The sequence below is a fragment of the Variovorax raffinosi genome (assembly GCF_051216615.1).
Classification (GTDB): Bacteria; Pseudomonadota; Gammaproteobacteria; order Burkholderiales; family Burkholderiaceae_C; genus Variovorax.
Map to the genome: position 1 here is coordinate 140,295 of NZ_JBPJZR010000008.1, position 20,917 is coordinate 161,211.

Here is a 20,917-nt window from a genome sequence, read left to right on the forward strand (position 1 = left end):
ATCAGTGCAAACCGCCGCCGTAGTTGTCTTCGCGAATCACGCGCGGCGTGATTTCTCGCGGCTCGATCGATACCGGCTGGTACACGACGCGCTTTTGCTCTTCGTCGTAACGCATTTCAACGTGACCCGACACCGGGAAGTCCTTGCGGAACGGGTGACCGATGAAACCGTAGTCGGTCAGGATGCGACGCAGGTCGTCGTGACCGTCGAACACGATGCCATAGAGGTCGAAGGCTTCGCGCTCGAACCAGGTGGCCGCGTTCCAGACGGGCTGGAGGGAGTCGACCACGGGCAGGTCTTCGTTGGGCGCAAACACCTTCAGGCGCACGCGCTGATTGAGGCTCACGGAAAGCAGGTGCGTAACGACGCAGTAGCGGTCGCCCTGCCACTCGCCTTCGCGGTAGTCGGAATAGTCCATGCCGCAGAGGTCGATCAACTGCTCGAAGCGGCAGCCTGGCGCATCGCGCAGGATGGTTGCGGCATCGATGTAGTCGGTCGAGCCGACCACCACAGTCACCTCGCCCAGCGCGAGCGTCACGCTCTTGGCCTTGGCGCCCAGCGCCTCGGCAATGGTCGCGCGCAGCACTTCCGGTGAAATTGCAAAGTCAGTCATCGTCGGCAATCTCTCAGGCGCGGGCAATGGTGTTGGTGCGGCGAATCTTCTGCTGCAACTGGATCACGCCGTAGAGCAGCGCCTCGGCGGTGGGCGGGCAGCCCGGCACGTAGACGTCGACCGGCACGATGCGGTCGCAGCCACGCACCACCGAATAGCTGTAGTGGTAGTAGCCACCGCCATTCGCGCACGAGCCCATCGACAGCACCCAGCGCGGCTCGGGCATCTGGTCATAGACCTTGCGCAGAGCGGGCGCCATCTTGTTGCACAGCGTGCCAGCCACGATCATCAGATCGGACTGACGCGGGCTGGGACGGAACAGCATGCCGAAACGATCGATGTCGTAGCGGGCAGCGCCCGCGTGCATCATTTCCACCGCACAGCATGCGAGGCCGAAAGTCATCGGCCAGAGAGATCCGGTCTTCGCCCAATTCACCACCGAGTCGTAGGTCGTGGTGACGAAGCCTTCTTTGAGAACGCCTTCAATGGCCATTTTGTAGCTTCCTTGTCATTCCCAGTCGAGCGCGCCTTTTTTCCACTCGTAGATGAAGCCCACGACGAGGATGGCGAGAAAGATCATCATGGCCCAGAAGCCGACAGCACCAATCTCCTTGAGCGCAATGGCCCACGGAAAGAGAAAGGCAATTTCGAGATCGAACAGGATGAAGAGAATCGCGACGAGGTAATAGCGCACGTCGAACTTCATGCGCGCATCCTCGAAGGCTTCGAAGCCACACTCGTAGGGAGCGTTCTTCGCAGCGTCGGGCCGATTGGGGCCCAGGATGTATCCGATGACTTGGGGGGCGACGCCTACGCCGACTCCGACCAAAATGAACAAAAGGACGGGAAGGTAGGAATCGAGGTTCATCGAGAAATTTTTCACCGCTTGCCACCGACAGAAGAACCTCTGGATGAGATTTCCTGCCGATGAGATTTGGTGCGGTCGGCGAGACTCGAACTCGCACAGCTTTCGCCACTACCCCCTCAAGATAGCGTGTCTACCAATTTCACCACGACCGCGGTTTTTGCTATTCAGATGGCATGAGGTACCTGTTAAGGCATTTGGCTTTCTGAACAGCTTTAGAGTTTACCCTGAAATGAAGCCGTTTCTGGTTGGCGGCTGCACGAAAACTCTTTGATTATTTGTTGGGAATCTGACCCGCACCCGAAACAGGGGCTGCAGGAGCCGAAGCAGAGCCTGCAGGAGCCGCCGCACCAGGAATTTCACCAGCCGCGCCAGGGGCAGGTGCAGCAGGCGCCGCAGGAGCACCCACGGCAGCGCGCTCGAGAAGACTGCCACCGCCTGCGGGACGTGCGTGGCTGAAGTAAGCCAGCAGCAACGTGCACGTGAAGAACACGGCCGCAAGCACAGCCGTGGTGCGCGAAAGAAAGTTCGCACTGCCGCTGGCACCGAACAAGCTACCCGCACTGCCGCTGCCGAAGGCTGCGCCCATGTCGGCACCCTTGCCGTGCTGGATCAGGATCAGGCCGATCATTGCCAGGGCCGTCAGCATTTGCACGCCGACCAGAAGGTTGAGGACCACGTTCATTCGTTCTTACTCCTAATTGATAGCAGCCGTTGCGCGCGCTCAGCGCGCAGCGGCAGAAATGATCTGCAGAAAGTCAGGGGCCTTGAGCGACGCGCCGCCAATGAGGCCGCCGTCGATGTCGGCCTGCGCGAGCAGTTCCGCGGCGTTGGCCGCGTTCATGCTGCCGCCATAAAGAATGCTGATGCCGGCCGCATGCTCGCTCGCGGCATGGTGCAACTGGGCACGCAGCACGGCATGCACCGCCTGCGCCTGCTCCGGCGAGGCCGTCTTGCCCGTGCCGATGGCCCAGACCGGCTCATAGGCCACGACGATTTCACTGATGCAGTGGCCATTCACATGAATCACCGCAGCCAGTTGGCGCTTGACGACCTCTTCGGTCTGCCCTGCTTCGCGCTGCGCCAGCGTCTCGCCGACACAGACGATGGGCGTGATGCCATTCGCCAGCGCAGCAGCCGCCTTCGCAGCCACCACCTCGTCGGTTTCGCCGTGGTATTGCCGACGCTCGGAATGCCCGACGATGGCATAGCGCACGCCGAAATCCTTCAGCATCGCCGCCGACTGTTCGCCGGTGAATGCACCTTGCGGATGCGCCGAAACGTCCTGCGCACCGAGTGCCAGCGCCGTCGAACCCGCCAGCAGCGATTGCAGCTGGGCAAAGTACGGCGCAGGCGCGCACAGCGCGACATCGCAGGCCGCCGGGCTAGCCGCCAGACCTTGCTGCAATGCCTTCACCAGCGCCTCGTTGGCAGCCAGGCCGCCATTCATCTTCCAGTTGCCGGCGATCAGTTTCTTCTTGGTTGTCATCGCGTTCTTCTTGTCACCATGTCAGCACGATCTTGCCGATGTGCTGGTTCGATTCCATCAGCGTGTGAGCCTGGGCCGCGCCACTGGGTTCACCCGCAGCCGCAAAAGTGCTGTGAATCACGGGCTTGATTGCGCCGCTTTCGAGCAACGGCCAGACCTTCTCGCGCAATGCCTTGGCGATGGCGCCCTTGAACGCCACCGGCCGCGGCCGCAATGTCGAGCCGGTGATGGTGAGCCGCCTGCGCAGCACGAGGCCCGCATTGATCTGCGCCTTCACCCCGCCCTGCACCGCGATGATCACGAGCCGGCCATCTTCGGCCAGGCACTCGATCTCGCGCGCCACGTACTCGCCTGCAACCATGTCGAGGATCACGTCCACGCCCTTGCCACCGGTGAGCTTCTTCGCTTCTTCGGCGAAGTCGCTCGTGCGGTAGTTGATGGCGTGGTCGGCGCCGAGCTTCTTGCAGGCTTCGCACTTGTCGTCGCTGCCTGCGGTGACGATCACGGTGGCACCCAGCGCCTTGGCGATCTGGATGGCCGTAACGCCGATGCCGCTCGAGCCGCCCTGGATCAGCAACGTCTCGCCCTTTTGCAGGCGGCCGCGCTCGAACACATTGCTCCAGACGGTGAAGAAGGTCTCGGGCAGTGAAGCCGCATCGACATCGCTCCAGCCCTTGGGCACCGGCAGGCATTGCGCCACAGGCGCCACGCACAGCTCGGCGTAGCCGCCACCGGCGATCAGCGCACAAACGCGATCACCGACCTTGAAGCCCGCCTCGGCCAACGCCGCGGCATCGCCCGACACGATCTCGCCAGCCACCTCGAGGCCCGGCAGATCGGATGCGCCGGGCGGCACCGGATAGTTGCCCATCCGCTGCAGCACGTCGGGACGATTGACGCCACTCGCCGCAACGCGGATCAGCAGTTCGCCCGCACCCGCTACCGGGTCGGGACGATCGGCCACGCGCAGCACCTCAGGGGCGCCGAACGAAGTGATTTCAATGGCTTTCATGGTCTTTCGGCCTCCAACGCCCGCATGTGGGGCGAAGCTAGCTGTTCAAAAGATAGCAACGGCAGGGAAAACCTGCCGCTGCGCCCTTCTTACTCCTGAGGCTCGCGCGGTGCTTGCGATTGCTGCTCGCCGGCCGGAGCCTGCGATGGCTGGTCGTTGCGCGGCTGTTGCTGCTGGTCGTTGAAGCGCGGTGCGCGCTCGCCACGATCACCACCACGGTCGCCACGGTCCGAACGCTCACGGCGGTCGCCGCCACGGTCACCGCGATCGCCACGGTCTTCACGCGGCGGGCGCTCGCTGTATTCCATGCCGGCCGGACGCTCGGTCAGCGCCTTCATGGACAGCTTGACGCGGCCCTTTTCGTCGGTTTCCAGAACCTTGACCTTCACGATCTGGCCTTCGCTCAGATAGTCGGTCACCTTCTCGACGCGTTCGTGCGCGATCTGGCTGATGTGCAGCAGGCCGTCCTTGCCGGGCAGCAGGTTGATGAGCGCGCCGAAGTCCAGGATCTTGGTGACCGGGCCTTCGTAGACCTTGCCGATTTCGACTTCGGCGGTGATCTGCTCGATGCGCTTCTTGGCCAGCTCGGCTTTTTCCGGATCGGTCGAAGCGATGGTGATGGTGCCGTCTTCGTCGATGTTGATCGTCGTGCCGGTTTCTTCCTGCAGGCCACGGATGACCGAGCCGCCCTTGCCGATCACGTCGCGGATCTTCTCGGGGTTGATCTTCAGCGTGGTCAGGCGCGGTGCGAAGCTGGAGACTTCGGCCTTGGCCTCGCCCATGGCTTCTTGCATCTTGCCCAGGATGTGCATGCGCGCTTCCTTGGCTTGCGCCAGTGCGACCTGCATGATTTCCTTGGTGATGCCCTGGATCTTGATGTCCATCTGCAGCGCGGTGATGCCGTTGGTCGTGCCGGCCACCTTGAAGTCCATGTCACCCAGGTGATCTTCGTCGCCCAGGATGTCGGTCAGCACCGCGAAGCGGTTGTCTTCCTTGATCAGGCCCATGGCGATGCCGGCCACGTGCGCCTTCATCGGCACGCCGGCGTCCATCATCGAGAGGCAGCCGCCGCAGACCGAAGCCATCGACGAGGAGCCGTTCGACTCGGTGATTTCCGAGACCACGCGCACGGTGTACGGGAATTCTTCCTTGGTCGGCAGCACGGCGACGAGCGCGCGCTTGGCCAGGCGGCCGTGGCCGATTTCGCGGCGCTTGGTCGAGCCCATGCGGCCCACTTCGCCGGTGGCAAAGGGAGGCATGTTGTAGTGGAACAGGAAGCGGTCTTCGTATTCGCCGGCCAGCGCGTCGATGCGCTGTGCGTCACGTTCGGTGCCGAGCGTGGTGATGACCAGCGCTTGCGTTTCACCGCGCGTGAACAGGGCCGAACCGTGGGTGCGGGGCAGCACCGAGTTGCGGATCTCGATGGGGCGCACGGTGCGCGTGTCGCGGCCGTCGATGCGGGGCTCGCCCGACAGGATCTGGCTGCGCACGATCTTCGATTCGATGGAGAACAGCAGGTCGTTGACCTTGCCTGCATCGAACGGCTCGCCGCTTTCCTTGAGCGACGCCATCACGCTGGCGTTGGCTTCGCGCAGGGCTTGCGTGCGGGCTTGCTTGCTGCGGATCTGGTACACGGCGCGCAGCTTTTCTTCGGCCAGGCCCTTGACCTTGGCGACGAAGACTTCGTCTTCGGCAGGTGCTTGCCAGTCCCACACGGGCTTGCCGGCGTCGCGCACGAGGTCATGGATCGCGTTGATCGCGATGCCGGCCTGTTCGTGGCCGAACACCACGCCGCCGAGCATGATTTCTTCGCTCAGTTGCTGGGCTTCGGACTCGACCATCAGCACGGCAGCCTGGGTGCCGGCGACGACGAGGTCCATCTGCGAATCCTTGCGGGCCGTCTGGCCCGGATTCAGCACGTACTGGCCGTTGATGTAGCCCACGCGAGCGGCGCCGATCGGGCCGCTGAACGGGATGCCGGAGATCGACAGCGCGGCGCTCACGCCGATCATGGCGGCGATGTCGGCGTCGACTTCAGGGTTGAGCGACACGGTGTGGATGACCACGTGCACTTCGTTCAGGAAGCCTTCGGGGAACAGCGGGCGGATCGGGCGGTCGATCAGGCGGCTGGTCAGCGTTTCGTGTTCGCTGGGCTTGGCTTCGCGCTTGAAGAAGCTGCCGGGGATCTTGCCCGCGGCGTAGGTCTTCTCGATGTAGTCGACGGTCAGCGGGAAGAAGTCTTGACCGGGCTTGGCCGACTTGGAGGCGACCACGGTCGCCAGGATCACGGTGCCGTCGATGTCGACCAACACGGCGCCATTGGCCTGGCGGGCGACTTCGCCCGTTTCCATGACGACAGTCTTGTCGCCCCACTGGAAGGACTTGGTGACTTTGTTGAAGAGGCTCATGTTTGCTCCTGTTTTAGTAGCGGGTCGCACAGGACCCGCAAGGGACGGAGGCTTCTCAGAACACGATGCCATTCCAGCGAAGCTCGGGGCGAACTTCATTGGAATGACACAGCTTCGCTCTGTTTTGGCACTCCGAAAGTGGATCGCGAAGTAAAAAACGCCTGAGCTAGCGGACTAACCCAGGCGTTTTTTCATGCGATTCGGTTTACTTGCGCAGACCCAGCTTGGCGATCAGCGCGGTGTAACGCTCGGCGTTCTTGGACTTGAGGTAGTCGAGAAGCTTGCGACGGCGGCTCACCATGCGCAGCAGGCCGCGACGACCGTGGTGGTCCTTGGCGTGCGTCTTGAAGTGGGGGGTGAGTTCGTTGATGCGGGCGGTCAGCAGTGCGACTTGCACTTCTGGGCTACCGGTGTCATTGGCTGCACGGGCGTTGTCTTTGACAACTTCGGCCTTGATGGAGGCTGCGATCATGTTGAATTTTCCTTGTTCCGGGATGTTTGACTTGCGATAAGGACTGGAACTGCCCTTGTCGTGCGCCTTGCGGCATGCAAAGCCTCGGGATTATAGCTCGGCGGGCTTGAGGGGGCTTTCGGGGCGTTTCCCACCTCTTCCATCGAGCGAAGCCAGCCCCACCGCACCCAGCACGCAAGCAGCCCCGCCGATCTGCGCCAGACTGATACTTTCACCCAACCAGAGAGCCGCCAGTATCAGCGCAGAAACCGGCAGGAGCGCAGTGAAGAGCGCCGCTTCCGCCCCCTTCAACCGGGCCGATCCGGCAAACCAGAGAACAAAACCCAGCACCGTCGGCACCAACGCGTAGTAGGCAACGCCGATCAGGGCATCGTTCGGCAAGGGGTGTTCCCAGGCTTTCTCGAACAGCGCCGGCACCGCCGACAGCAACAACCCGAAGACCGTCATCAGCGTCGACAGCGCCAGCGGCCGCACCGGCACCCGCAGGCGCTTGTTGAGCAGGATGAACATCGCCTCGCAGACGACCGCGCCCAGCACCAGCAGATTGCCGACCATTGCCGCAGGGGATTTTGAGTCCCCCACCGAACCCGCCCCCGGCCAGCTGATCGCCAGCACCCCCGCCGTCGCCAGCACGATGCTGCCCACCAGATACCGCCCCGGCCGCTCGCGCAAGGCCAGCACCGCCACCAGCGCCGCAACCGCCGGCAGCGTCCCGGCCACCACGCCCGCGCTCGCAGCCGGCGCCCAGCGCACGCCCATGATCAGCAGCACCGTGTAGCCGACGCTGCCCAGCCCCGCCTGGCACAGAAGCAGCACGAGGTCGCGCCGATCAGGGCGGGGCCATGCAGTACGGGCCAGCCGCAGCAACAGAAGAAACACCGGCAGCGCCATCGCAAAGCGCAGCGCGGTTGCGGTGAACGGCGGCAGGCCGCCCGCGATGACCTTGCTGGCGACCACGGTGCTGCCCACCGTGACCATCGCCAGGGCGCACAGCACCATTCCCTTGAGTCGTTCCGACATGCATGACCTTTCGCTTTCGATGAAAGAAAGGTCGAGCTTCGCGGGCCGCTCGCGCCGCGTATTGAACGAAATTGCAGCAGACAGCCGGATCAGGCCTTGCGCGGCTGCTCCGCCAGCCAGTTGCGCAGGCGCTCCACGCCCTTCACCAGCCGCTGCGGATCTTTCGAGGCAAAGCACCAGCGCAGCCAGCCTTGCGCTTCGGGTGCAAAGGCATTGCCCGGCGCGAGGCCCAGGCCCGCCTCGACCACCAGCCGCTTGGCGACTTCGAACGAGTCGTCGAAGCCTTCGAGCCGGAAGAAGGCGTACATGCCGCCCTTGGCCGATGCCACCTGCACGCCCGGCACGGCCGCCAGCAACGGAACCAGCGTGTCGCGGCACAGCTTCAGGTGCGCCACCACGCGCGGCGTGATCTCGCTGGTGTGTTCGATGGCCGCGATGGCGGCCCGCTGCGTGAACACGCTGGCGCACGAGGTGTTGAACTCGATCAGCTTGCCGATGCCCTCCACCATTGCTGGCGGCAGCACCAGCCAGCCGAGCCGCCAGCCGGTCATGAGGAAGCTCTTCGAGAAGCTGTGCGTGACGACAAGGCGGTCGTCGGGCTTAGAGATGTCGAGAAAGCTCGGCGCGCAGCCATTCGGCGTCGGCTCGAAGTACAGCCGCTCGTACACCTCGTCGGCCAGGATCCACGTGCCCGTCTGGCGGCAGTGGTCGAGCACGGCCTGCTGCTCTTCGCGCGTCATGGTCCAGCCCGTAGGGTTGTTGGGCGCGTTGACGATCAGCAGCTTTGTCTTCGAAGTGACTGCCTTACGCAACGCGGCCAGATCGAGCGTCCACTGCCCCGCCACCGGCACCAGCGGCACGGTGCGCACATGTGCGCCCATGATCGCGGGCTGCGCCGTGAGGTTGGGCCACACCGGCGTCACAGCCACCACGTCGTCGCCCGCATCGACCAGCGCCTGCACCGCCAGCATCAGCGCGCTCACGCCGCCCGACGTGACGGCGATGCGCGAGGCATCGACCGCCGGGTGCAGCGCACTGGTGTAGCGCGCGATCGCCTCGCGCAGCTCGGGCAGGCCGAGGTTGTGCGCGTAGAAGGTTTCGCCGCGCTGCAGCGACTCGATGGCTGCCTGGCGGATCACCTCGGGCGTGACCTCGTCGCTTTCGCCGAACCAGAAGGCCAGCACGTCGTCGCGGCCCATGCCGGCGTTTGCGACTTCGCGGATCTTCGACGCTTCGAGGTTGTGGATGGCTTCACGCATGTCTTGTGGTCCTGTTCTTCATCATCATCAAGGTCTCTTCATCTTGCACGAGGTGGGCAGTTCGGCGCGCTCTGGGGCGATGGTCTTGATCACGCGAAAGCCGTAGCCCGAGCCTTCGACATCGAACTGCACGCCGGGCTTGCCCTGCCTGTCCATCACGCCGACCACCAACTGCTGTTGGAACTGGTGGTCCGTCGCACGCATGCGGCCACGCTGGCCGTACAGGCTGACATCGGCCTGCTCCAGCGCACGCGCCACCGCCACGGCATCGACACTGCCTGCGCGCTCGACGGCCTGCACCAGCGCTTCGATCAGCAATTGCAGCCGCATGTGCACGTAGTCGTCGGCCGGCTTCGGAAAGCGCGTACGGAACGCGCGGTAGAAGGTTTCCGACTGCGAGGTCTGCACGTTGGGCAGCCAGTCGGCCACCGCCACCACGCGGCCGATGCCCGCATCACCGATGGCCGCCGGCGCGCCGAGTGCATTGCCGTAGAAGGTATAGAAACTGCCGTTGAAGCCCGCTTCGCGTGCGGCCTTCACGAGCAGCGTGAGGTCGTTGCCCCAGTTGCCGGTGATCACGGCCTGCGCACCGCTCGCGATGATCTTCGTGGCGTAGGGCGCGAAGTCTTTCACCTTGCCCATCGGATGCAGTTCGTCGCCGACGATCTCCACGTCGGGCCGCTGCACGCCGAGTTGCCGGCGCGATTCGCGCAGCACCGCCTGGCCGAAGCTGTAGTCCTGCCCGATCAGGTAGACGCGCTTGAGCGCGGTGTCGTCCTTCACCGCGCTCATCAGCGCGGCCACGCGCATGTCGGCGTGCGCATCGAAACGGAAGTGCCAGAAGCTGCAGCGCTCGTTGGTGAGTGCCGGATCGACCGCCGCGTAGTTCAGGAAGATCACGCGCCGCGCGGGGTCGCGCTCGTTGTTCTTGTCGATGGCGTCGACCAGCGCCGAAGCCGTGGCCGACGAGTTGCCCTGCAGCACGATGCGCGCGCCATCGTCCATGGCCGCGCGCAACGCGGAAAGCGCTTCCTCGTTCTGTCCCTTGCTGTCGTAGCGGTCCAGTTGCAAGGGCCGCGCACCGCCGGGCAGCTTGACGCCGCCACGCGCATTCACGCGCTCCACCGCCCACAGCAGATTGCGGAACACCGCCTCGCCCGTGTTGGCAAACGGGCCGCTCATGCTTTCGATCAACGCGAGGCGAATGGGTGCCGGCTGCGGTGCCTGCGCGAGTGCTGCGAAGGGCCTCGCGCATAGCGCCAGCGCTGCGAATTTCAAGGCCTGGCGGCGCCAAATAAAGGAGGGATTCATTGTCTTGAAACGCTTGCCGATGCGCCTAGATGAGATGTCAAGCGGCACTCAGGATTGAATGGCCGCGCAGTGTACGGGACACACATTCCTTGTCCCCATTGTGTTCATCCAGGAGCTTTTCATCATGTTCTTCGCACCCACGCTTCGCACCGCCCGCTTCACCCCGCGCACGCACGACCACGCCTTCGAGCGCTTCGTGAACGACGCCTTCGCCGGTGCCCGCCGCTCCCCGCTCGTGGAGCAGGACGACAAGAGCTGGACCCTCTCGCTCGACGTGCCGGGCCTCTCGCGCGAAGACCTGTCGATCAGCATCGAAGGCACCGTGGTGCGCATCGACAGCAAGGCCGAAGCCAAGCGCCAGTTCAAGGCCGCCTACGAGCTTCCGCAGGACATCGACGTGGCCACGAGCACCGCCAAGCTCGAGAACGGCGTGCTCACGCTGAAGCTCGGAAAGCTCGTGCAGGCAAGCCAGGCTTTTCAGTTGCAAATTGACTAACTTTGCAGAAGCCCACAAGAGGAAAATGTTAGTAGCGGCTTGTTTTTGACTTTAAACAAGCACCCTACTCACAATAGCGCCGAACAACGTCACATGATGTGACGTTTTCTTAGTACTTTCTTCTTCGTGGGCGTCTTGTAAACGCATCGAATCCCGACGGTGCGGATCGGGTGCCCTCCAAAGGCACCATGAAAACGCACTTTCAGTCCGCCAACGACAACCATCGCTCGGACACGCTCCTGATATTTTTGCCCGGCGCGTACCTCAAGCCCGAAGAATTCGAGCGCGAAGGTTTCATCAGCGCCGTCAGAGAGCGCCACCTCGCCGCCGACTCCCTGCTGGTCGACGCGGACGTTTCCTACTACTACGACCAGACGCTCAGCGAACGCCTGCATGCGGACGTCATCGAGCCGCAGCGCGCGAAGGGCTACACCTCGATCTGGCTCGTGGGCATCTCCATCGGCGGCTTCGGCGCATTGATCCACGAACTGGCACGGCCGGGCTCGGTGGATGGCATCGTTGCATTGGCCCCGTACCTGGGCCGTCGGGTGCTGGGCGCGGAGATCAAGAAAGCCGGCGGCCTGCGCACCTGGCAGGCACCCACCGGGCCGCAGCCCGACGAAGAACCCGACCGCAAGCTCTGGCCCTTCTTCCAGCAGTACCTGGAAGCCAAGCCTTCCAAGGACCTGCCGCAGCTCTACCTGGGTTTCGGCCTGGCCGATCGCTTTGCCAGCAACCACAAGCTGCTGGCGGATGCCCTGCCTCCGGGACGCGTGTTCACCACCGAAGGCGGCCACGACTGGCCCGAGTGGCGCCAGCTCTGGCGCAATGTGCTCGATGTGCTGCCGCTGCCTTCGCTCGGGCGCGCACGCCACCAACCGGTTACGCGGTTTCCGGCAGCGACGCCTCGGCCGTCAGCGATGCCATTGGCCATCGCGGCTTGACGTCGAAGGCATAGCGCTCGCTGGCCTGCGACAGGCCCGACTGCAGCCGCATGGCGGCGGCCATGGCGATCATGGCGCCGTTGTCGGTGCACAGGTGCAGCTCGGGGTAATGCACGCGCACACGGCGCTTGGCGCACGCGGCGTTCAGTTGCTCGCGCAGGTTCTTGTTCGCACCCACGCCGCCGGCCACCACGAGCCGCTTGAGCCCCGTCTGGTCGAGCGCGGCAAGCGACTTCTTCAAGAGCACCTCGACGATGGCCGCTTGCGTGGACGCCGCCAGATCGGCCTTGTTTGCTTCGAGCTGATCGCCCAATTTCTTTGCCTGCGTGAGCACGGCCGTCTTCAGGCCGGCAAAGGAAAAATCGAGATCGCCGCTGTGCAGCAGCGGTCGCGGCAGCTTGAATGCCGTGGGGCTGCCGCCCTCGGCCAGCTTCGCGAGCCAGGGGCCGCCGGGATACGGCAGGCCCATGAGCTTGGCGCTCTTGTCGAAGGCTTCGCCGGCCGCGTCGTCGATGGTTTCGCCGAGCAGTTCGTAACGGCCCACGCCATCGACCCGCATCAGTTGCGTGTGACCGCCCGAGACCAGCAGCGCGACGAACGGAAACTCCGGCGGATCGGCGCTAAGAAACGGCGACAGCAGATGCCCTTCGAGGTGATGCACGCCCAGCACCGGCTTGCCCAGCGCCACGCCCAGCGCGCAAGCCACGCCCGCGCCCACGAGCAGCGCGCCCGCAAGGCCTGGGCCTCGCGTGTAGGCCACCACGTCGATCTCGCTCAGGGAGCGGCCGGCCTCGGCCATGACGGCCTCGGTCAGCGGCAGCACGCGGCGGATGTGGTCGCGGCTGGCCAATTCGGGCACCACGCCGCCGTAGGCCTGGTGCATGGCGATCTGGCTGTGCAGAGCGTGCGAACGCAGCAGCGGCAGCGCGTCGCCGAATGATTCGACCAGCGCCACGCCGGTTTCATCGCAGGATGATTCGATTCCCAACAAGAGCATGGCGCCGAGTGTAGGTGGCGCCCGCCGGGCACGCCCGCCAAGGGGCAAGCGGCGCCCTTGAGGCACGGATGTTGCAGTGACCCTGTGCCCCTGCTCCCCGCGCGCCTCCCACCATGAAATCCGGACTGAATTTTCTGATCGCCGCCCGCCGCTGCGAGATCGACGAGCTGGACCAGCTCGCCCGCACCAGCGACCTGGTCGGCGTGATCGGCCGGCTGGTCCATGCGCTGCAGCGCGAGCGCGGCATGTCGAATGTGTTCCTGGCCTCGCGCGGTGGCCGCTTCGCCGAGCAGCGCGATCCGCAGATTGCCGAATGCCTGGCGCTCGAACAGGAAGTGCGCGCCGGTTTCGACCAGCTCGAAACCGAGGCTCAACATCGCGCCGGCCCCGGCAACGGCGCCCGCCTCTTCAGCCGCATCGCCTGGGTGCTGCCGGGGCTGGACGCGCTGCCCGCATTGCGCCGCCGCGTCGGCGCACTCGAACTGAAGCCGGCCCAGGCCACCGCCGCCTTCGCCAAGCTCGTCGCCGGACTGCTGTCGGTGGTGTTCGAGGCGGCCGATGGCGCCACCGACCCCGAGATCTCGCGCCTGCTGGTGGCGATGTTCAATTTCATGCAGGGCAAGGAGTTCGCTGGCCAGGAGCGTGCCTTCGGCGCTGCTGCGCTGGCAGAGAACCGCAGCAGCGAAGCGCAGCGCCTGCAATGGCTGCACCTGATCGAATCGCAGGAGCGCTGCTTCCAGGTCTTCACCGATTTCTCCGATGCGGCGCTGCTCGCGCTCTGGCGCGAGAGCCAGTCCGATGCCACGCTGGCCGAGCTGGAACGCATGCGCCGCATGGGCGCCACCTCCGCGCCGGCCACGCCGCCTGGCATGGCGGACGCCCAACTGAGCCAGGCATGGTTCGACTGTTGCACCCGCCGCATCGACGCCATGAAGACCGTCGAAGACCGCCTGGCCGCCGACCTGCGCGCGCTGTGCGGCCACAAGACCGCGCAGGCGCGCAGCGAACTGCAGAAGTACCAGGAAGTGCTCGGCACGCTGGCCCCGCAAGCCGACGGCGCCATGTTCTTCGACGATGCCGATGCGCAGGCCGCCGCGCCCGCCCAGTTCGGCCGTCACCTCGAACGCTCGGTGCTCGACATGGTCCAGGAGCAATCGCACCGGCTGCAGGCCATGGGCGATGAACTCGAAACCGTGCGCGCCTCGCTCAACGAACGAAAGATCGTCGAACGCGCCAAGGGCCTGCTGATGGCGCACCGGCGCCTGAGCGAGGAAGAGGCCCACAAGATGCTGCGCCAGACCGCGATGAACCAGAACCGGCGCCTCGTCGACGTGGCCGAGTCGGTGCTGGCGATGGCCGACTACCTGCCGCTCGACACGCCACCTGCGCGCTGAGGCCCGAACGCGGCTCGAGTTGGTGCAGTGCACAACAAGCGTGCATGCCGAGCCTCCAGAGCCGAAAAGCCGCATCACCCGCAACCGTTCTGCACCACCAGCTACTCTTTTCATAGCAAATCAGTCACCCGTCAGCTTGGCACACAGCTTGCAACACTGAAGCCATAGACCACCAGGTCTTCAGGCAGGCGACACCCAATGGCGGGTGTCACCCACCGAACCGGACAAAGGCGTCCTTATCCGCAGGGGCTCGTTTTCGAGCAGCCCCCGCGCGGTGAGGACGCCTTTTTTGTTTTTCGCTTTGCTTTTGTTTTTGTCATCTGTCCCGCCTTCAACCGGAGCCCGCCCCATGACCGACCTGCTCAAAACCCGCCTCAGCCGACGCCGCGTCCTGCAAGCCGCCGCCATCGGCGCCGTGGGCATCGACCCCGCGCTGCGCGCCGCCGTCTGGGCCCAGGGCTCGGACAAGCCAGAAAAGGAAGAAGTGAAGATCGGCTTCATCCCGCTGACCGACTGCGCCAGCGTGGTGATGGCCTCGGTGCTGGGCATCGACAAGAAGTACGGCGTGAAGATCGTGCCCAGCAAGGAAGCGAGCTGGGCCGGCGTGCGCGACAAGCTGGCCAACGGCGACCTCGACATGGCGCATGTGCTCTACGGCCTGGTCTACGGCATGCACCTGGGCCTGAGCGGCCCGAAGAAGGACATGGCCGTGCTCATGACCCTCAACAACAACGGCCAGGCGATCACGCTGTCGAAGAAGCTGGCCGACAAGGGCGCGGTCGATGCCGCCTCGCTCGCCAAGCTCATCGCCACCGAAAAGCGCGAATACACCTTCGCCCAGACCTTCCCCACCGGCACGCACGCCATGTGGCTCTACTACTGGCTCGCCTCGGCCGGCATCGACCCGTTCAAGGACGTGAAGAACATCACCGTGCCGCCGCCGCAGATGGTGGCCAACATGCGCGTGGGCAACATGGACGGCTACTGCGTCGGCGAGCCCTGGGGCCAGCGCGCCATCATGGACGGCATCGGCATCACGGCCATCACCACGCAGGACATCTGGAAGGACCACCCCGAGAAGGTGCTCGGCTGCACCGCCGAGTTCACGAAGAAGTACCCGAACACCGCGCGCGCCGTGACCGCCGCCATCCTCGAAGCCGGCAAGTGGATCGACGCCGGCCTGCAGAACAAGAACAAGATGGCCGAGACCATCGCCGACAAGAGCTACGTCAACACCAGCGTGGACGCCATCAACCAGCGCATCCTGGGCCGCTACACCAACGGCCTGGGCAAGAGCTGGGACGACCCCAACCACATGAAGTTCTACAACGGCGGCGCCGTGAACTTCCCGTACCTGTCGGACGGCATGTGGTTCCTCACGCAGCACAAGCGCTGGGGCCTGCTGAAGGAACACCCCGACTACCTGAAGGTGGCCACCGAGATCAACCGCATCGACATCTACAAGCAGGCCGCCGTCGCCACGCAGACGCCGGTGCCCAAGGAAACGATGCGCACCAGCAAGCTGTTCGACGGCTCGGTGTGGGACGGCAAGGACCCGAAGAAATACACAGAGTCGTTCAAGCTTCATGCATAGGGAGAACAACATGGTCAGCGCCGTCTTTCATTCGCCCCTGGATGCGTCCATCCCTGCCCCTCTGCCGCGTGCGGGAGAAGGCCGGGCCGAGGGTGTGGCCCGTGCCGAGGCCGCCCCTCACCCCAACCCTCAGCCCAAGGGGGAGAGGGAGCAGAAGCAACGCACGCCGATCGACCTGCGCGCCTTCTGGATGCGCGTGCTGCCGCCCCTCGCCGGCTTCGGCCTGCTGGTGCTGATCTGGGAACTGGTGGCCATGAACAGCACCACCGGCTTTCCCACGCCGTACACCACCTGGCAGCAGGCGCTCACGGTGTTCAGCGATCCGTTCTACAGCAAGGGGCCGAACGACCAGGGCGTGGGCTGGAACGTGCTGTCGTCGCTGCAGCGCGTGGCGCTGGGCTTCGGCCTGGCGGCGCTGGTGGGCATTCCGGCGGGCTTTGCCATCGGGCGCTTCGAGTTTCTCTCGCGCATGTTCAACCCGCTGATCAGCCTGCTGCGCCCGGTGTCGCCACTGGCCTGGCTGCCCATCGGCCTGCTGGTGTTCAAGGGCGCCAACCCGGCCGCCATCTGGACCATCTTCATCTGCTCGATCTGGCCGATGGTCATCAACACCGCCGTGGGCGTGCAGCGCGTGCCCAGCGACTACATGAACGTGGCGAAGGTGCTGAACCTGAGCGAATGGAAGATCCTCACCAAGATCCTCTTCCCTGCCGTGCTGCCCTACATGCTGACCGGCGTGCGGCTCGCGGTCGGCACCGCATGGCTGGTGATCGTGGCGGCCGAGATGCTGACCGGCGGCGTCGGCATCGGCTTCTGGGTGTGGGACGAGTGGAACAACCTCAACGTCGCCAACATCATCATCGCGATCTTCGTGATCGGCATCGTCGGCCTGGTGCTGGAGTTCGCGCTCATCAAGCTCGCTACCGCGTTCACGTTCGAAGAGGTGAAGTCATGAACGACGACTCCAAGTACATCGAGATCCATGGGGTCGAGCAAGCGTTCAAGACGCCCAAGGGCCGCTTCCTCGCGCTGCGCGACATCCACCTGAACGTGGCCAAGGGCGAGTTCATCACGCTGATCGGCCACTCGGGCTGCGGCAAGTCGACGCTGCTGAACCTGATTGCCGGTCTCACCACGCCCACCGAGGGCGTGCTGCTGTGCGCCAACCGCGAGATCAAGGGCCCCGGCCCCGAGCGCGCGGTGGTGTTCCAGAACCATTCGCTGCTGCCCTGGCTGACCTGCTTCGAGAACGTGTACCTCGCGGTCGAGCGCGTGTTCGCTGCATCGGAAACCAAGGCCCAGTTGCGCGAGCGCACCGATGCCGCTCTCGCGCTGGTCGGCCTCACGCCTGCCGCGCAGAAGCGCCCCGGCGAAATCTCCGGCGGCATGAAGCAGCGCGTGGGCATTGCACGGGCGCTGTCGATGGAACCCAAGGTGCTGTTGATGGACGAGCCCTTCGGCGCACTCGACGCCCTCACCCGCGCCAAGCTGCAGGACGAACTGCTGGCCATCGTGCAGAAGACGCAGAGCACCGTCGTCATGGTCACGCACGACGTCGACGAAGCCGTGCTGCTGAGCGACCGCATCGTGATGCTCACCAACGGCCCGGCCGCCACCATCGGCGACGTGCTCGCGGTGGACATCGCCCGCCCGCGCAACCGTGTGGCGCTGGCCGAAGACCCGGCCTACGTGCACGCCCGCAAGGCCGTGATCGACTTTCTCTACACGCGCCAGGCGCATGTAGAGAAAACCGCAGCCTGAGCCACCCCGTCCGCCAGGAGCAAAACACCATGGACATGCGCGTGAAAAAACAAAAGCTCGTGATGGTCGGCAACGGCATGGCCGGCGTTCGCACCCTCGAAGAGCTGCTGAAGATCGAGCCCGACCTCTACGACATCACGGTGTTCGGCGCCGAGCCGCATCCGAACTACAACCGCATCCTGCTGTCGCCCGTGCTGGCGGGCGAGCAGACGGTGGACGAGATCATCCTCAACCCCTGGAGCTGGTACGAAGAGAACGGAATCACGCTGCATGCCGGCAAGAAGGTGGCCACGGTCGATCGCGTCAAGCGCGTCGTGCGCGCCGAGGACGGCACCGAAGCCGCCTACGACCGCTTGCTGCTGTGCACCGGCTCCAACCCCTTCATGCTGCCCGTGCCCGGCGCGAAGCTCGATGGCGTGATCGCCTACCGCGACATCGCCGACACCAACCTGATGATCGAGACCGCGAAGACGCACAGGCATGCGGTGGTCATCGGCGGCGGCCTGCTCGGCCTCGAAGCCGCCAACGGCCTCATGAAGCGCGGCATGCAGGTCACGGTGGTGCACGTCATGCCCTGGCTCATGGAGCGCCAGCTCGACGAGGTGGCGGGCAAGCTGCTGCAGAAGTCGCTGGAAGACCGGGGCATGAAGTTCCTGATGGGCGCGCAGACGCAAGAACTGGTCGGCGATGCGGAAGAAGGCAAGGCCGGCCGCGTCAAGGCCATCCGCTTCAAGGACGGCACCGAAGTCCCCACCGACCTCGTCGTGATGGCGGTCGGCATCCGCCCCAACACCACGCTGGCCGAGAGCATGCGCCTGCACGTCAATCGCGGCATCGTGGTGACCGACACCATGCAGACCGTGACCGATGCGCGCATCTACTCGGTGGGCGAGTGCGCGGCGCACCGGGGCATCGCCTACGGCCTCGTGGCACCGCTGTTCGAGCAGGCCAAGGTGGCGGCCAACCACCTGGCGCTGTTCGGCATCGGCCGCTACACGGGCTCGCTCACCTCGACCAAGCTCAAAGTCACGGGCATCGACCTGTTCAGCGCGGGCGACTTCCAGGGCGGCGAAGGCAGCGAAGAGATCGTGATGAGCGACCCCTTCGGCGGCGTCTACAAGAAGCTGGTCATCAAGGACGACAAGCTGGTCGGCGCCTGCCTCTACGGCGACACGGTGGACGGAAGCTGGTACTTCAAGCTGCTGCGCGACGGCCGCAGCGTGCACGACATCCGCGACAAGCTGATGTTCGGCGAATCGAACATCGGCGACACCGGCCACGAGGGCCACAGCAAGGCCGCGAGCATGCCCGACGACGCCGAGGTCTGCGGCTGCAACGGCGTGACCAAGGGCACCATCTGCAAGGCCATCAAGGACAAGGGCCTGTTCACGCTGGACGAGGTGAAGAAGCACACCAAGGCCAGCGCGAGCTGCGGCTCGTGCACCGGGCTGGTCGAGCAGATCCTGATGTTCACCGCCGGTGGCGACTACTCCGCCACGCCCAGGAAGAAGGCCGTGTGCGGCTGCACCGACGTGAGCCACCAGGACGTGCGCGACGCGATCCGCAAAGAGCACTACCTGACGCACGACGAGGTGTACCGCAACCTCGGCTGGCGCACGCCCAACGGCTGCGCCACCTGCCGCCCGGCCATCAACTACTACCTGATCAGCACCTGGCCAAAGGAAGCGAAGGACGATCCGCAGAGCCGCTTCGTCAACGAACGCAGCCACGCCAACATCCAGAAGGACGGCACCTACTCGGTCATCCCGCGCATGTGGGGCGGCCACACCACGCCCGACGAGTTGCGGCGCATTGCCGATGCGGCGGACAAGTACAAGATCCCGACCGTCAAGGTCACGGGCGGCCAGCGCATCGACCTGTTGGGCGTGAAGAAGGAAGACCTGGCCAATGTCTGGAAAGACATCGGCATGCCCAGCGGCTTTGCCTATGCCAAGTCGCTGCGCACGGTGAAGACCTGCGTGGGCAGCGAGTGGTGCCGCTTCGGCACGCAAGACAGCACGCAGATGGGCAAGGACCTGGAGCGCGCGCTGTGGGCCATGTATTCGCCGCACAAGGTCAAGCTGGCCGTGTCGGGTTGCCCGCGCAACTGCGCCGAAGCCGGCATCAAGGACGTGGGCGTGATCGGCGTCGACTCGGGCTGGGAGCTGTACGTGGGCGGCAACGGCGGCATCAAGACCGAGGTGGCGCAGTTCCTCGTGAAGGTCAAGACCAGCGAGGAAGTGATGGAGTTCTCGGGTGCCTTCCTGCAGCTCTATCGCGAAGAGGGCTGGTACCTGGAGCGTACGGTGCACTACATCTCCCGCGTGGGCCTGGACTACGTGAAGAAGAAGATCCTCGAAGACGCCGAAGGCCGCAAGGCGCTGTGGGAGCGGCTGCAGTTCGCGCTCGACGGCGAACCCGATCCGTGGTTCGAGTCGGCGCAGGCGTCGGTCGACGTGCGGCAGTTCACGCCGATCGCGGCATGAATGGAGTGCGTGGTTTGAAACGACGTGTCTTCATCGCTTCCGCAGCCTTGGCCAGCATGGGAGTCCGCGCGCAGGTGGCGGACCTCAACGACGCCATCAACAAGGCGGGCCGCCAGCGCATGTTGTCGCAGCGCGCGAGCAAGGCCTATCTGGCGCTGGTGCAGAACGTCGAGTCGCGCAATGCGCAGCAGGTGCTGGACCGGTCGATCGTGCTGTTCGAGCGCCAGTTGGCCGAACTCAAGACCTTCGCGCCCAGCCCCGCCATTCGCGGCACCTACGACGCGCTCGGCGGCGCATGGAACGACTTCAAGCGCGAGCTGACCGGCACCGCGCCGAGCCGCGACGAAGCCGCGCAGGTCGTCAAACTGGACGCCGCGGTGCTTGCGCTCGCCCACCAGGGCACCACGCAGTACGAGGCGGCCTCGGGCAAGCCGGTGGGCCGGCTGGTCAACATCGCGGGCCGCCAGCGCATGCTGTCGCAACGCATGGCCAAGTTCTACCTGGCCGGCGCCATGCGCATCGACCCGGCCGGCAGCGCGGTCGAGATCGGCAAGGCGCGCACCGAATTCGTTGCCGCGCTCGAGTTGCTGCGCAACGCACCCGAAGCCACCGCGCAGATCAAGGAAGAACTGGTGCTGGCGGATGCGCAATGGATGTTCTTCAACCGTGGCCTGCAGCGCCTGGAAGGCGCCGGCGCATCGCCCGGCCTGATGTCCGACGTGTTCGTCACCAGCGAGAACCTGCTGGCGATCATGGACCGCGTGACCGGCTTGTACGCCGACCTCAAGACCTAAGG

20 protein-coding genes and 1 tRNA gene are annotated in these 20,917 nt (G+C 65.0%); 8 read left to right on the top strand and 13 right to left on the bottom strand.

The genetic code is table 11. The annotated features are described in order from the left end of the window. Window position 1: 1 nt before the first annotated feature. The 12 genes from ACSFB7_RS23170 to ACSFB7_RS23225 all read right to left on the bottom strand — a co-directional run bounded on the left by ACSFB7_RS23170 (window position 2) and on the right by ACSFB7_RS23225 (window position 10,449). A complete protein-coding gene (locus tag ACSFB7_RS23170) occupies window positions 2-613 on the bottom strand; it encodes an NADH-quinone oxidoreductase subunit C (RefSeq protein WP_435474349.1) in 612 nt (203 codons plus the stop codon). A 13-nt stretch (window positions 614-626) separates the two neighbouring features. After that, entirely contained in the window at window positions 627-1,106 is a 480-nt protein-coding gene (locus tag ACSFB7_RS23175; RefSeq protein ID WP_007837763.1) for a NuoB/complex I 20 kDa subunit family protein, read from the bottom strand. A 15-nt stretch (window positions 1,107-1,121) separates the two neighbouring features. Continuing rightward, window positions 1,122-1,481 carry an NADH-quinone oxidoreductase subunit A gene (locus tag ACSFB7_RS23180; protein WP_041943881.1) on the bottom strand — a complete coding sequence of 120 codons (360 nt, stop codon included), beginning with the start codon at window positions 1,479-1,481 and terminating at the stop codon, window positions 1,122-1,124. Window positions 1,482-1,548: 67 nt separating this feature from the next. Further along, window positions 1,549-1,633, bottom strand: a tRNA-Leu gene (locus tag ACSFB7_RS23185). Window positions 1,634-1,752: 119 nt separating this feature from the next. Continuing rightward, complete coding sequence (gene secG, locus ACSFB7_RS23190) at window positions 1,753-2,163, bottom strand: preprotein translocase subunit SecG (protein ID WP_435474351.1); 411 nt, start codon at window positions 2,161-2,163, stop codon at window positions 1,753-1,755. A 39-nt stretch (window positions 2,164-2,202) separates the two neighbouring features. Beyond that, complete coding sequence (gene tpiA / locus ACSFB7_RS23195) at window positions 2,203-2,967, bottom strand: triose-phosphate isomerase (RefSeq protein WP_435474353.1); 765 nt, start codon at window positions 2,965-2,967, stop codon at window positions 2,203-2,205. Window positions 2,968-2,980: 13 nt separating this feature from the next. Next, window positions 2,981-3,979, bottom strand: a complete 999-nt coding sequence (locus ACSFB7_RS23200; RefSeq protein WP_435474355.1) for an NAD(P)H-quinone oxidoreductase — start codon at window positions 3,977-3,979, stop codon at window positions 2,981-2,983. Window positions 3,980-4,068: 89 nt separating this feature from the next. Continuing rightward, window positions 4,069-6,387, bottom strand: coding sequence for a polyribonucleotide nucleotidyltransferase (gene pnp, locus ACSFB7_RS23205; RefSeq protein ID WP_435474357.1), 2,319 nt, complete (start codon window positions 6,385-6,387; stop codon window positions 4,069-4,071). A gap of 205 nt (window positions 6,388-6,592) precedes the next feature. Continuing rightward, entirely contained in the window at window positions 6,593-6,859 is a 267-nt protein-coding gene (rpsO, locus tag ACSFB7_RS23210; RefSeq protein WP_093128570.1) for a 30S ribosomal protein S15, read from the bottom strand. Window positions 6,860-6,949: 90 nt separating this feature from the next. Further along, complete coding sequence (locus ACSFB7_RS23215) at window positions 6,950-7,879, bottom strand: DMT family transporter (RefSeq protein ID WP_435474359.1); 930 nt, start codon at window positions 7,877-7,879, stop codon at window positions 6,950-6,952. A gap of 89 nt (window positions 7,880-7,968) precedes the next feature. After that, window positions 7,969-9,138 carry a pyridoxal phosphate-dependent aminotransferase gene (locus ACSFB7_RS23220; RefSeq protein WP_435474361.1) on the bottom strand — a complete coding sequence of 390 codons (1,170 nt, stop codon included), beginning with the start codon at window positions 9,136-9,138 and terminating at the stop codon, window positions 7,969-7,971. A gap of 27 nt (window positions 9,139-9,165) precedes the next feature. Next, on the bottom strand, window positions 9,166-10,449 hold the full coding sequence (locus ACSFB7_RS23225) for a branched-chain amino acid ABC transporter substrate-binding protein (protein WP_435474363.1): 1,284 nt from the start codon (window positions 10,447-10,449) through the stop codon (window positions 9,166-9,168). A gap of 124 nt (window positions 10,450-10,573) precedes the next feature. On the opposite strand from ACSFB7_RS23225, the gene ACSFB7_RS23230 reads away from it, so the two are divergent. Together ACSFB7_RS23230 and ACSFB7_RS23235 are read left to right on the top strand one after the other, a co-directional pair. Beyond that, window positions 10,574-10,945, top strand: coding sequence for an Hsp20/alpha crystallin family protein (locus ACSFB7_RS23230; RefSeq protein ID WP_435474365.1), 372 nt, complete (start codon window positions 10,574-10,576; stop codon window positions 10,943-10,945). A 188-nt stretch (window positions 10,946-11,133) separates the two neighbouring features. Further along, window positions 11,134-11,889, top strand: coding sequence for an alpha/beta hydrolase-fold protein (locus ACSFB7_RS23235; protein WP_435474367.1), 756 nt, complete (start codon window positions 11,134-11,136; stop codon window positions 11,887-11,889). Here ACSFB7_RS23235 and tsaD read toward each other — a convergent pair. Continuing rightward, window positions 11,828-12,886 carry a tRNA (adenosine(37)-N6)-threonylcarbamoyltransferase complex transferase subunit TsaD gene (gene tsaD, locus ACSFB7_RS23240; protein WP_435474369.1) on the bottom strand — a complete coding sequence of 353 codons (1,059 nt, stop codon included), beginning with the start codon at window positions 12,884-12,886 and terminating at the stop codon, window positions 11,828-11,830. The genes ACSFB7_RS23235 and tsaD overlap by 62 nt on opposite strands. Before the next feature lie 113 nt (window positions 12,887-12,999). Here tsaD and ACSFB7_RS23245 point away from each other — a divergent pair, with 113 nt between their 5' ends. The 6 genes from ACSFB7_RS23245 (at window position 13,000) to ACSFB7_RS23270 (ending at window position 20,915) form a co-directional block, all read left to right on the top strand. Then, window positions 13,000-14,280, top strand: coding sequence for a nitrate- and nitrite sensing domain-containing protein (locus ACSFB7_RS23245; protein ID WP_435474371.1), 1,281 nt, complete (start codon window positions 13,000-13,002; stop codon window positions 14,278-14,280). Between the two features lie 349 nt (window positions 14,281-14,629). Then, window positions 14,630-15,874, top strand: coding sequence for a CmpA/NrtA family ABC transporter substrate-binding protein (locus ACSFB7_RS23250; protein ID WP_435474373.1), 1,245 nt, complete (start codon window positions 14,630-14,632; stop codon window positions 15,872-15,874). Between the two features lie 10 nt (window positions 15,875-15,884). After that, window positions 15,885-16,829: a nitrate ABC transporter permease gene (gene ntrB, locus ACSFB7_RS23255; RefSeq protein ID WP_435474375.1), complete on the top strand. Its 945-nt coding sequence runs from the start codon at window positions 15,885-15,887 to the stop codon at window positions 16,827-16,829. Further along, a complete protein-coding gene (locus tag ACSFB7_RS23260) occupies window positions 16,826-17,635 on the top strand; it encodes an ABC transporter ATP-binding protein (RefSeq protein WP_394483632.1) in 810 nt (269 codons plus the stop codon). Before ntrB ends, ACSFB7_RS23260 begins: the two co-directional genes overlap by 4 nt. A 29-nt stretch (window positions 17,636-17,664) precedes the next feature. Beyond that, window positions 17,665-20,121: a nitrite reductase large subunit NirB gene (gene nirB, locus ACSFB7_RS23265; RefSeq protein ID WP_435474377.1), complete on the top strand. Its 2,457-nt coding sequence runs from the start codon at window positions 17,665-17,667 to the stop codon at window positions 20,119-20,121. Window positions 20,122-20,135: 14 nt separating this feature from the next. Further along, on the top strand, window positions 20,136-20,915 hold the full coding sequence (locus ACSFB7_RS23270) for a type IV pili methyl-accepting chemotaxis transducer N-terminal domain-containing protein (RefSeq protein ID WP_435474379.1): 780 nt from the start codon (window positions 20,136-20,138) through the stop codon (window positions 20,913-20,915). The last annotated feature ends 2 nt before the right edge of the window (window positions 20,916-20,917 follow it).